Origin of the sequence: Euzebyella marina (genome assembly GCF_014855515.1) — a bacterium.
Taxonomy (GTDB): domain Bacteria; phylum Bacteroidota; class Bacteroidia; order Flavobacteriales; family Flavobacteriaceae; genus Euzebyella; species Euzebyella marina.
This window is the reverse complement of sequence record NZ_JACYFK010000001.1, coordinates 856184-867590: the sequence shown is the minus strand read 5'-3', so window position 1 is coordinate 867590 and position 11407 is coordinate 856184. Positions and strand designations below refer to the sequence as shown.

Below are 11407 nucleotides of genomic sequence, written 5' to 3'. Positions count from 1 at the left end.
ACGCAAAATAATAACTTATAATTATATGATTCTTAAAAAAGTGTCCGATGTGAGACAAGCTCTTAAAGGGGTAGAAAATGATATGACCTTCATGTTGGGCGGTTTTGGGCTTTGTGGTATACCGGAAAACGCCATTTCTGAACTAGTAAGGTTGGGTGTAAAAGACATTACCTGTATATCGAATAATGCCGGGGTCGATGATTTCGGTTTGGGACTTCTTTTACAGAAACATCAAATAAAAAAAATGATTTCGTCGTATGTTGGCGAAAATGATGAGTTTGAGCGGCAGATGTTAAGTGGCGAGCTTGAGGTAGAACTGACCCCCCAAGGTACCCTGGCAGAAAAGTGTCGTGCGGCCCAGGCAGGTTTCCCAGCGTTTTATACACCTGCTGGTTATGGTACGGAAGTCGCTATGGGTAAAGAGACTAGAGAGTTCAATGGTAAGATGTATGTGTTGGAAGAAGCGTATAAAGCAGACTTTGCTTTTGTAAAAGCGTGGAAAGGAGACGAAGCTGGCAACTTGATTTTCAAGGGTACCGCTAGAAATTTTAATCCGTGTATGTGTGGGGCGGCGAAAATAACCGTTGCCGAAGTAGAAGAACTGGTACCTGCAGGCGAGTTAGACCCTAATCAAATTCACGTGCCCGGAATATTTGTACAGCGCATATTTCAAGGAAAGGAATATGAGAAAAGAATTGAACAACGTACGATAAGAAAAAAGTAGTCTACAATTTTAAATCTTCACATCTTCAAATTAATAAGAATGCTAGATAAAAACGGAATCGCAAAACGAATTGCCAAAGAGGTAAAAGACGGTTATTATGTCAATTTGGGGATTGGTATTCCCACCCTTGTGGCCAATTTTGTGAGAGATGATATAAGTGTTGAGTTTCAAAGTGAAAACGGCGTTTTGGGTATGGGTCCTTTTCCTTTTGAAGGCGAAGAAGATGCCGATGTCATCAACGCGGGAAAACAAACGATAACCACCTTGCCAGGGGCTTCATTTTTTGATTCGGCTACGAGTTTTGGCATGATTCGGGGCCAACACGTCGACCTCACTATTTTGGGCGCCATGGAGGTAGCCGAAAACGGAGATATAGCCAATTGGAAAATACCGGGTAAAATGGTAAAAGGCATGGGCGGCGCTATGGATTTGGTCGCATCGGCAGAAAATATCATTGTGGCCATGATGCATACTAATCGTGCCGGCGAATCGAAGCTTTTAAAAAAATGTACGTTACCATTAACGGGCGTTGGCTGTGTTACTAAAATAGTTACGAATCTCGCGGTGCTAGAAGTTACTGAGGAGGGCTTCAGCTTATTAGAAAGGGCACCTGGGGTTTCCGTAGAAGAAATAAAGAAAGCTACGGAGGGTACTTTAAAAATAGAAGGAGAAATTCCTGAAATGGCTGTTTAAGAGATGGTTTAAAGTGGTCCTTTCCGCTTCAAGGGAGAATGCATTTCATCGAACTTTTTGAACCTTGCTTTTTTTCACAACATTTTACGGTAGGTTCACAACATCTATTTTTTAAACTTATAATGGTAAGCTACATTTACATTGTTATTAATTGCAAGTGTTGCTAATACCAAAACCCTTACCAAGTCTTAATTTTTTTGAACTAAACCTACAGTCTATGGAAGCCCAAATGAACCAAACCCGTGAAGACATTCAAGTCTACAAATATGAATTCTTGAGTGGTATCGTACTTCTAACCAAAAAGTTGTTTATGCTATAAGACTTTTTGAATAAAAAATTTAAAAGAGCAACTTCCCCAAAGGTTGCTCTTTTTTTTATGCATTTTTTTAAATTAGTGAAATGGACGCAAACAATTCACTAGCTATTCAAAAGTGCGAAGAGCATGATCTTGAATTACTCATCTCTATTTCAAGACAAACATTTAAAGACGCCTTCGAACATCAAAATAATCCTGAAGATTTTAAGACGTATCTTAATTCTTCTTTTTCAAAGGAAAAGCTCTCCCTAGAGCTACAGAACCCCGATTCAGAGTTCTATTTTGTGTTTGTAAATGATAAAATCGCAGGGTATTTTAAAGTTAATCAACATGGGGCGCAAACCGATGTGAAGGACGCGGACACCATAGAACTGGAGCGTATCTATGTTCTCAATGAGTTTCAAGGAAAAGGAATAGGAAAAGAACTCATGAATGCAGTTAAGGAGATTGCTTTGGAAGCAGAGAAGAAATTTCTGTGGCTGGGTGTTTGGGAGAAGAATGAAGGTGCCATACGTTTTTATCAAAAAAATGGGTTTTCAAAGTTCGGAACCCATCCTTACCCCATAGGAGACGATGTACAGACCGATTGGCTCATGCGGTTCGATTTGTCGTAGTCGAATTTCCAAAAGATTATTAGAGTCCACATAAGATTTCCGCAGCTTTCTCTAGGGTCTCATTCTTTTTTGCAAAGCAAAAACGCAGCACACCGTCTTGTCTCCGATTTAGGTTGAACGAGGAGATTGGTATACAGGCGATACCAAATTCTATGATAAGTCTACGGGCGAAAGCTTCATCATTTTCATTGGTAATTTGAGAGTAATTCAAGAGTTGAAAGTAGGTTCCTTCGCATGGTGAATAAGTAAACCTAGAAGAATTTAAAGCGTTAAGAAAGAAATCTCTCTTTTTCTGATAAAAACTCTTTAGTCCCAGATAGAGTGACTCATCCTGCAAATATGTGTTCATGGCCTTTTGCGTAGGGTGGTCGACACAGAAAACAGCGAATTGATGAACTTTTCTAAATTCTTTCATTAATTCGCTCGGGGCTGCACAATAGCCCACTTTCCAACCGGTTACATGAAAAGTCTTACCGAAAGAAGCACAAATAAAGCTCCTGTTTGCCAATCCTTCAATTTGAGAAAGGCTAATATGTTCGTTTTCATCAAAGACAATATGCTCGTAGACTTCATCACTTACCACAATGATATCCGTCGGCTCTAAAATAGTCTCAAGCTTTTGTAATTCGTTTTTACTGAACACCTTTCCACTTGGGTTATGAGGTGTGTTGAGCACAAGCATTTTCGTCTTCGGGGTTATGGCATTTTTCAGCGCATCCCAATCGATAGCATAGTCATTTAAGCCCATTTGAATAGGTACGGGTATACCCCCGTTCAACTCGATAGCCGGTTCATAACAATCATAGGCAGGTTTGAGAATAATAACTTCGTCTCCGGGCGAAATAAAGGCCGCAATAGCTGTGAATATGGCCTGCGTTGCACCGACCGTAACCGTTATTTCCATTTCAGGATGATAGACCGTACCATGTAACTTCTCTATTTTATTTGCAATGGTTTCCCTAAGAGAATAGTCTCCTTGCATCGGTGCATACTGATTGTACCCTTCATGCATTACCTTGTTTACCAGTTCGAAAAGTCTAGGATCAGCTTCAAAATTTGGAAAGCCTTGTGAAAGATCAATAGCTCGATGCTGTTTGGCCAAAATACCAACGGTAGTGAAAATGGTAGTGCCAACATTTGGCAGTTTTGAACGGCCTGGGTTCTTAAAAGCTTGCATAGTCAAGAATGAATTTTGCACTAAAATAGCAGATACTTTTCATCGCAAAGACAATCTTTAATTGAATCGATTATATTTATGGGACAAAATATAATCATGGGAACACTTGGGAAATTTTGGGTGCTATTAGCCGCTCTGATGATAGGCGTTACTGCGACCTCTCAATCCAAATCGGATATGAAAACCAAAGAAATAAGAACATTAATAGTAGATGGGCAAAACAACCATGAGCATTGGCCCAAAATAAGCTATATGTTAAAGACCGAGATGGAAAAGACGGGGCTTTTCACAGTAGATGTTGCCCGTTCGGCTTTTACTTGGCAAGGTGATGATTTGATAAGCGAGTATAAAATTGAAGGACTGCCGGAAACGCAGGCCTTGAAAGAACCCAAGGCAGACCCTAATTATAATCCCGATTTCTCAAAGTACGATTTAGTGGTCTGTAATTTTGGTTGGAATGCCGCCCCATGGCCTGAGAAAACTAAAAAAGCCTTTGAAAAGTTTATAAAAAAAGGGGGCGGATTAGTTGTATTTCACGCTGCCGATAATAGCTTTCCCGATTGGGAGGCCTATAATCAAATGATTGGAATAGGTGGTTGGGGAGACCGAACAGAGAAAGACGGCCCTTATGTCTATTATAATGATGCAGGTGAACTTATCAGGGATACTTCACCAGGAAAAGCGGGGGCCCATGGCCCGCAGCATGAGTATACTATTGAAATTCGCAATACGGAACATCCGATTACTAAAGGACTGCCAGCAAAATGGTTGCATGTAAAAGACGAACTTTATGATCGGTTGCGGGGCCCGGCAGAAAATATGGAGGTACTCGCAACAGCCTACTCATCGGCTGAATTTAAAGGAACCGAACGTCACGAGCCCGCCCTTATGGTTTTGGAGTATGGCAAAGGAAGAATATTTCATAATATAATGGGGCATGCCGATTACTCGGTTGAAGGCGTCGGGTTTCTAACTAGCATGCTTCGTGGGGCCGAATGGGCGGCTACCGGTGAAGTAACCCAAAAGATTCCTGAAAATTTCCCAAGCGAGAACGAGACCAGCTCTGAAAAGTTTCAAAGATAAATGGAGTTGACATTAAGTATTCCGGCATTATTATTCCCGGCCATTTCGTTGACTATGTTGGCCTATAATGCGAGATATTTGGCAATTGCGGCCTTGATAAGACAACTACATCAAAAATACCAAGAAACAGAATCGGCTGCGTTGGCACTGCAGGTAAAACAATTGCGTAAACGATTGGGCATTATCAAGAATATGCAGGCCACTGCGATTTTCAGTTTTTTGCTGGCGGTTATAACTATGTCGATGATATATATTGAACAACCCATATGGGCCAACCTGATTTTTGGCGTTAGCCTCTTAGCTCTAATGATAAGTTTAATTCTTTCCCTGATTGAAGTGCAACTTTCTACGAAAGCACTGTCCATACAATTAGAAAATATGGAAAAATAAAATTAGCGACACGGTTTTGGAGGATTAGACTGCCTAGTCCGTTTTCATTTGAACATTCTACTTTTCTTTTGAGTTCAATGCGGTTGTATTACAAAATGCAGCGGTCAATGATTCATTGATGACCGCTATTTCTTCTTTCTGCAATGTTCACCGACCAAACGGTCGTTTTTTAGGCCTAATAAAAGTGATGTTACATATGTCCTATAAGCTGTTACACCTGTGGTATTCATTGTAAAATGGCAATTCTAACTTTGGCAGTATCACCCACTAATGCATTGCCATGAATCTATTAAGTATAATTATCCCTATATGTGTACTTGTGTTTATAATGGTCTTAATTCTTTTGCTTTTCAAGAAAGCAAATCGATTTAAAACCATTAAAAATCAAACTAGCAACGAAGTACAGGCGATTGGTGAAGAGGGTAGGTTTTTTGTGGAGGGATTAAAAGATATTTTTCAGGCCACTGAGTTGGTAAAGGATAAGAACAATTATGAACTTGCCTCTGTTCTCGGTTATTTCGCTACCTCTCTATTCGACAAGAATAGTTCAGAAGCGGTTCTTTGGGATATTTCCCAAAACTGTATTTCTCAATTAGGGTTAGAAGACTGTGTCATCTATCTTTTAAATGAAAAAGACCAATCGCTAGAACAGAAAGCAGCCTTTGGCAATAAGCATAAGGGGCAAAAACAAATTTTGAGTCCTATCAAAATCCCCATGGGAAAAGGGATAGTTGGGGAAGTAGCTGCAAGTGAACAACCCATTATGGTATCTGACACTTCTTTGGACAAAAGATACATTCTTGATGACAAAAGGAGGTATTCAGAATTGGCCGTTCCAATTATAGATGATGGGGTCATGTTAGGGGTACTTGATTCTGAGCATAGCACCAAAGGGTTCTTTACCTCTAGGCACTTGGCCCTATTTAGGTTAATTGCCAAATTAACAGCGATTAAACTTCAAAGAATCGAGAAAAAAAGCAACCTACCCTTGACCAATGGCAATGCCTATTATAAAGAGTTCAGGCGCCTTTTGATTGTAGAAAAAATATATCGCAATCCCGATGTCAGTCTTACCTCGGTATCTGAAGTATTGAACATCAGCGCTACTTATCTATCACAATTGGTTAATAAGCTCGAAAATCAAAGTTTTACCGATTCAATCAACCGTTTTAGGGTTTCCGATGCCGAAGACATGCTAGCTGATAGTGATTTTAATGGCTACACCGTCGTGTCGGTGGGGCTTGAGGCCGGTTTTAACTCTAAATCCTCCTTTTATTTGGCCTTTAAAAAATACTGTGGTATGACCCCAACCGAGTTTCGCAAACAGGCTCGTTCTAGAAAAGTGGCTTTTTCCTAAAGCTAACGATTTCCTTTCCTTTCTCTTTCAATATTAACGAGTAGAACTTTTACTCTAAACTACTAAAAAAATAGAATTTTCTTGCTTTTTGTATAGATGGTAGAATTAGCTGTACGCTTTGTAGGTCTTGTTGTATAAAGTTACATTTTTAATATGTAAATAATTGATAATCAGTGTTTTGAAATAGTCCTAATTTTTTTAACCTTAATGATTTCGGACATTTTGAATTTTCAACCAAGCTAGTTTTGGTCATTATTAATTCTAAAATATTTGACTATGAAAACTAGATTGAAAAGTAACTTATTGATTGTTCTGTTAGCAGTTATAAGTGTAGTAGCATGTTCTAAAGATGGTGAAGATGGTGCCGTCGGTCCTCAAGGCCCACAAGGAGAACAAGGTCCGACAGGGCCGCAGGGCGATGCAGGAGCGGATGGAGCCCAAGGAGAACAAGGTGTTGAAGGCGAACAAGGCGAGCAAGGAGACCCTGGAACCGCTAATGTGATTTATTCCGATTGGATAGAATCTCCAATTGTCGATAATGATAACAATATTGAAGCACCAACAGCCAATGGTTCACTAAATGTTGCCGGTCTAAGTCAAGACATTGTCGAAATGGGCAACGTATTGGTCTTTGGTAAAATAGAGTCAAATGGTAATGTTTACGCCTTACCGTATATGGGTAATCAAGGTGTTTCTTACTACTACTACTTCAACATTGAAGAAATTAATATAAGGTTGACCACTACAGATGGATCGAACATAGGTACTCCTCTTTTTACCACCTATCGATACGTGCTTATTCCTGGAGGGGTTGAAGCTAGTAATGGAATCGGAGGCGTGTCATCTAAAGCAGGTTCTCAAGATTTTTCTAAAATGTCTTATGAAGAGGTGGTAGACTACTTCAATATTCCCCATTAATTCTATGGCAGTGAGGTTGAAAGCGGCCTAGTGATTCTTTCACGGGCCGTATTCTCTTACTAAAAAAGTAGATAAGACATTTATAATGAAAGCAAAAAACAAAACAATGCCCTATTCGCCGTATTGACCAGTTGTCTAATTGCATGCTCAAAAGGCATTGCAGATGGAGAGATTGGCCCAAAAGGTGAACAAGGTATTAAGTAGAAAATGACCTACTGGACTATCGATGACCTTCAGCTATTGAACAATTGAACTTTTGATTAGATGCTCCAAATTATTTCAGCGATTACCGGCGATTAGGGTCAGTACTCTTATATAATTTCAAGTAAAGATTTTTCGCACTAATAAAATTATCATGATAAAAATGAAGAACATTTCTTTCGTTTTAAAGGCAGCATTGCTGGTATTATTAATTGGTTGTTCGAATGATGATAATCAAGGTCAGATTGAACAGCAACCAGAAGAAGAGGTGTCAAATTTACCGAAACAAATTCAAATAAATTTCAGCGAAGTACATAATGCTAGCTACGAGTTTGCCTATAATGCAAATAAACAGATAAGAAGCATTGACTTGCAACGTAATTCAGATGGAGATTTATATCATGTATTTTCTGAATTTCTGTATTCTACCGATGACAATCTTACAGCAGTGTCTACTGATGATGTTTTGAATGGGGTTGGTAGAAATGTCTTTTTTACTTATTTGAGTAATGGCGACCTGGCTGATGTCGCTATGGTTTCAAATGGATCAAAGAAAGATTCTGAACTAAGCTATGATGTGCCCAATCGAACCTATTATCTGGATTATCAAACAGGACCTTTAACCGAAATACTTTTTGATTCCGATGGTAATTTAGAAGAAATAGATTTCAATGGTACTAGATGGCAACTAGCACACGATAATTTCGAAAAAGGCCTTTTTCACGAGGCCAAAATACCTTCTCCGATGCTATTGTGGTTCGGAATGAATTATTATTACAACCCTAGTGAGATTTACTTTTTAAGCATGAAAAATATAGGCTCTTTTTCTTCAGCAGGTGCTAACTTTTCAATTGATGAGGTTCAAAGATCGGAATCTGGACACCTTGAAAAGTTCACTATTTCAAGTGATGATGCTAGTTATTCTGCTGATTATACTATAACCTATTAATGTGTAATCAAAATCAACTATAAAATCAATTACCGACCTATGAGTTGGTTTTCGGTTGTCTTGAAATAGGGATTACACATAGAAAAGCAGATAATCGTAAACAATCCATCGGTCACCGGTAAGAACGGTGTATATTCGACTAGGCTTAAAAATGATGAATGAACTATTCGGTCTGTTATTTTTTGGCACCTACATGAAAAAGAGCATCCCCTTGGTTGACTACAGCTTGGTGGTTGATGCAGAAAACGAGTCCGTCATAGGGGGCTTTGATTTTCTTGGTGCGTTTGGCAAAAGTGTCGGAAACCGTGCCAATTACTTGCCCTTTAATAAAATCTTTTCCATTGGAAATTTTTGGTATGAACATTCCCGCTGTGGGTGCCCTTAACCATTTTCTGTTTTCAAGTTCTACGGAAGGTTCCTTTGAGTTTTCAGGAATTTCTTTAGAAGAAATGAGGCCATAATGATGTAGAATATTTAATACGCCCTTAATTCCTGTGGAAATCGAAAAATCATCGAACCGCATACTTTCGCCTGCTTCATATACAACCATTGGTTTTTTGAGATTAAATGCAGTATTTCTAAAAGAACCTTTGATCAAGCTCGACGGGAAACTGATAGGGGCGTTGAAAATAGCTGCAAGGCGGGCACTGGCAGTATCATTTTCCGTAAAGCGCACTTGGGGGTAATTATGGCGTTGGCCACCACCTGTATGTAAATCGATGCCTAAATCGATATGGGGTAATATTTCTTTTGTATAGTAGTAAGCAATACGGCTGGCCATTGATCCCGATTTGGTTCCAGGAAAGCTACGATTCACATCCTTGCCATCAGGGACATCTCTAGAGAAATGAATAAAACCGAAGATATTGAGAATTGGCACGGCTATGACCGCTCCTTTCAAAAGATTGAACTGCTTTTCGGCAATCATGCGTCTAACCACCTCTATACCGTTTATTTCATCGCCATGTAAACCGGCCTGAATTAATACGGTAGGCCCAGGTGCTCTTGAATTGAAAACATAAACAGGAATATCAATAAGAGTTCCTGTAGGCAATCGGTCAATATTAATGTGAACAAGCTTGTTTTGACCAGGTTTAACAGTTGTGCCACCGATGGTAATATTCTTATTCTTTTTTATCTCCATTTGTTGTTCCTAAAGTTCTTTTCGACATATAAAATGATTTCTTTCGCTACATTAATTCCGGTAACTGCCTCGATGCCACGTAAACCAGGAGATGCATTTACCTCTAATAATAGCGGGCCTCTTTTAGACCTGATAAGGTCTATGCCGGCTACACCTAGACCTAAATGTTTAGCGGCATCGATGGCCATGCTTTCTTCCTTTTTTGAGAGCTTCACCTTTTCGGTTTGACCACCTCTATGAACATTCGACCGAAAATCTTCAAGAGTGCTCATTCGTTTCATGCTCGCCACTACCTTATGGCCAACAACAAATATGCGCAAATCTTCTCCGTTGCTCTCCTCGATATATTCTTGCAGTAATATGCCCGAATCCATTTTGTAGAAAGTATCGATTATCGATTTTGCCGATTTAAGGCTTTCTGCCAAAATGACCCCTAGACCATGGGTGCCCTCTTGAATTTTAATGATTAAAGGTGGCCCGCCCAACATTTGTATCTGTTGCTCGATATTTTCCGGGTCAATGGCGAAAAGAGTCTGGGGTATAGCAATTTGGTTCTGCGAAAGTAATTGCAGGGTTCTCACCTTATTTCTCGCTCTGGCAATACTTAGCGAGCGTGCCGCACTGAAAACCCTGTTTAATTCGAATTGTTTAACGATAGCGACCCCATGGTTTGTAACCTTTGTACCTATTCTTGGAATAATAGCATCAAACTCATCTATGATGTCTTCTTCTTGATAGAGAACCTGTGGCTTTGAACCTCCTAATTTTACGGTACACTTAGTGTGGTCGATTTGTTCAATATAATGACCCAAGTATCTGGCCTCTTCGGCAATACGCTGTGTTGAATACACATTATTGCTCACTGAGAGCAGGCCAATATCCATAGAAATCGCTTTAAACAATTTGAATATAAAAATACAATTTGAAACGTAGTCACATCCACTTGTGGTAAAACGAAAAATATCCATGTACATAATTCAGTGGTATAGATGGGTACAATTGCTTCATCTTTTGGTTAAGTTTTAGAGGTTTTAAGCCACATTATCGAACAGCTTGAAAGGCTTGATTATAATGGGTCTAAATAACATTGGTATAGGCTTGCAAAGTTTGTTAAAGCCGCGTCTATGACCTACTTTTGTAGACGGTCTAAAAACTAATTGAAACTTTATAATGAGCGGATTGGTAAAATCTTCGATAGCCCGAAAAGTCGTCATGGCCTTATCGGGTCTTTTTTTGGTCTTCTTTTTGGCCCAGCACTTTACAATTAACATTACTTCGGTCTTGGCACCGGACACTTTTAATGAGTGGTCTCACTTTATGGGATACAATGGTGTCGTACAATTTATTCTGCAACCTATTCTTATTGCAGGGGTAATCGTCCACTTTGTGATGGGTATCGGGCTTGAGATAAGAAACAATAAAGCAAGAGCGGTCAAGTATAAAAAGTATAATGGGGGTGCCAATGCTTCGTGGATGTCTAGAAACATGATTATTACCGGCTTGGTAGTATTGGCCTTTTTAGGACTTCATTTCTATGATTTCTGGATTCATGAAATGGACTATAAATACATTGCAGGAAATGCTGAAGATCCTACTCGATATTACGCCGAGACAGTTGAGAAGTTCGAACCCTTCTGGCGTACGGTCATTTACGTAATATCATTTGTTCTTTTAGCCCTTCACCTGTGGCATGGTTTTGCCTCATCGTTTCAGAGTATGGGGGTAAATAACAAGTACTCTCCGGCCATTCAAACGTTCACCAAAATATACGCGATAGTAATTCCGCTAGGTTTTATTTTTATAGCACTTTACCATCATTTTAACCCAATAACACATTAAAC

Annotated in this window: 12 protein-coding genes; 9 read left to right on the top strand and 3 right to left on the bottom strand. The window is 39.4% G+C overall.

The window, feature by feature from the left end; genetic code table 11:
- Nucleotides 1-25 precede the first annotated feature (25 nt).
- From IL356_RS03440 to IL356_RS03430, 3 genes are all read left to right on the top strand, one after another.
- On the top strand, nt 26-724 hold the full coding sequence (locus tag IL356_RS03440) for a CoA transferase subunit A (RefSeq protein ID WP_121847195.1): 699 nt from the start codon (nt 26-28) through the stop codon (nt 722-724).
- Between the two features lie 39 nt (nt 725-763).
- The gene (locus IL356_RS03435; RefSeq protein ID WP_121847196.1) at nt 764-1417 is read left to right on the top strand and encodes a CoA transferase subunit B; all 654 of its coding nucleotides are present in this window, start codon (nt 764-766) and stop codon (nt 1415-1417) included.
- A gap of 399 nt (nt 1418-1816) precedes the next feature.
- Nucleotides 1817-2347: a GNAT family N-acetyltransferase gene (locus tag IL356_RS03430; RefSeq protein WP_121847197.1), complete on the top strand. Its 531-nt coding sequence runs from the start codon at nt 1817-1819 to the stop codon at nt 2345-2347.
- 19 nt (nt 2348-2366) lie between these two features.
- Here the strand turns inward: IL356_RS03430 and IL356_RS03425 are convergent, their stop codons facing one another.
- Nucleotides 2367-3524, bottom strand: coding sequence for a methionine aminotransferase (locus IL356_RS03425; protein ID WP_121847198.1), 1158 nt, complete (start codon nt 3522-3524; stop codon nt 2367-2369).
- A gap of 78 nt (nt 3525-3602) precedes the next feature.
- Between IL356_RS03425 and IL356_RS03420 the strand changes: the two genes are divergently transcribed.
- The 5 genes from IL356_RS03420 to IL356_RS03400 all read left to right on the top strand — a co-directional run bounded on the left by IL356_RS03420 (nt 3603) and on the right by IL356_RS03400 (nt 8422).
- Entirely contained in the window at nt 3603-4607 is a 1005-nt protein-coding gene (locus IL356_RS03420) for a ThuA domain-containing protein (RefSeq protein WP_225621374.1), read from the top strand.
- Nucleotides 4608-4997, top strand: a complete 390-nt coding sequence (locus IL356_RS03415; protein ID WP_121847199.1) for a DUF2721 domain-containing protein — start codon at nt 4608-4610, stop codon at nt 4995-4997.
- 328 nt (nt 4998-5325) lie between these two features.
- Nucleotides 5326-6354, top strand: a complete 1029-nt coding sequence (locus tag IL356_RS03410) for a helix-turn-helix domain-containing protein (protein ID WP_162987773.1) — start codon at nt 5326-5328, stop codon at nt 6352-6354.
- Between the two features lie 276 nt (nt 6355-6630).
- A complete protein-coding gene (locus IL356_RS03405) occupies nt 6631-7272 on the top strand; it encodes a collagen-like protein (RefSeq protein WP_162987774.1) in 642 nt (213 codons plus the stop codon).
- A gap of 364 nt (nt 7273-7636) precedes the next feature.
- Entirely contained in the window at nt 7637-8422 is a 786-nt protein-coding gene (locus tag IL356_RS03400) for a hypothetical protein (RefSeq protein ID WP_162987775.1), read from the top strand.
- A gap of 175 nt (nt 8423-8597) precedes the next feature.
- Here the strand turns inward: IL356_RS03400 and IL356_RS03395 are convergent, their stop codons facing one another.
- Together IL356_RS03395 and IL356_RS03390 are read right to left on the bottom strand one after the other, a co-directional pair.
- The gene (locus IL356_RS03395; RefSeq protein ID WP_121847202.1) at nt 8598-9566 is read right to left on the bottom strand and encodes a succinylglutamate desuccinylase/aspartoacylase family protein; all 969 of its coding nucleotides are present in this window, start codon (nt 9564-9566) and stop codon (nt 8598-8600) included.
- Nucleotides 9557-10450: a RimK family alpha-L-glutamate ligase gene (locus IL356_RS03390; protein ID WP_121847203.1), complete on the bottom strand. Its 894-nt coding sequence runs from the start codon at nt 10448-10450 to the stop codon at nt 9557-9559. The genes IL356_RS03395 and IL356_RS03390 overlap by 10 nt, the downstream gene beginning before the upstream one ends.
- A 286-nt stretch (nt 10451-10736) precedes the next feature.
- On the opposite strand from IL356_RS03390, the gene IL356_RS03385 reads away from it, so the two are divergent.
- Nucleotides 10737-11405, top strand: coding sequence for a succinate dehydrogenase cytochrome b subunit (locus tag IL356_RS03385; RefSeq protein ID WP_121847204.1), 669 nt, complete (start codon nt 10737-10739; stop codon nt 11403-11405).
- Nucleotides 11406-11407: the final 2 nt, after the last annotated feature.

Bases quoted from the DNA above. Each gene is read 5' to 3' on its own strand.
- IL356_RS03440 (WP_121847195.1), top strand. From the start codon at position 26: ATGATTCTTAAAAAAGTGTCCGATGTGAGACAAGCTCTTAAAGGGGTA.
- IL356_RS03435 (WP_121847196.1), top strand. From the start codon at position 764: ATGCTAGATAAAAACGGAATCGCAAAACGAATTGCCAAAGAGGTAAAA.
- IL356_RS03430 (WP_121847197.1), top strand. From the start codon at position 1,817: ATGGACGCAAACAATTCACTAGCTATTCAAAAGTGCGAAGAGCATGAT.
- IL356_RS03425 (WP_121847198.1), bottom strand. From the start codon at position 3,524: ATGCAAGCTTTTAAGAACCCAGGCCGTTCAAAACTGCCAAATGTTGGC.
- IL356_RS03420 (WP_225621374.1), top strand. From the start codon at position 3,603: ATGGGACAAAATATAATCATGGGAACACTTGGGAAATTTTGGGTGCTA.
- IL356_RS03415 (WP_121847199.1), top strand. From the start codon at position 4,608: ATGGAGTTGACATTAAGTATTCCGGCATTATTATTCCCGGCCATTTCG.
- IL356_RS03410 (WP_162987773.1), top strand. From the start codon at position 5,326: ATGGTCTTAATTCTTTTGCTTTTCAAGAAAGCAAATCGATTTAAAACC.
- IL356_RS03405 (WP_162987774.1), top strand. From the start codon at position 6,631: ATGAAAACTAGATTGAAAAGTAACTTATTGATTGTTCTGTTAGCAGTT.
- IL356_RS03400 (WP_162987775.1), top strand. From the start codon at position 7,637: ATGAAGAACATTTCTTTCGTTTTAAAGGCAGCATTGCTGGTATTATTA.
- IL356_RS03395 (WP_121847202.1), bottom strand. From the start codon at position 9,566: ATGGAGATAAAAAAGAATAAGAATATTACCATCGGTGGCACAACTGTT.
- IL356_RS03390 (WP_121847203.1), bottom strand. From the start codon at position 10,450: ATGGATATTGGCCTGCTCTCAGTGAGCAATAATGTGTATTCAACACAG.
- IL356_RS03385 (WP_121847204.1), top strand. From the start codon at position 10,737: ATGAGCGGATTGGTAAAATCTTCGATAGCCCGAAAAGTCGTCATGGCC.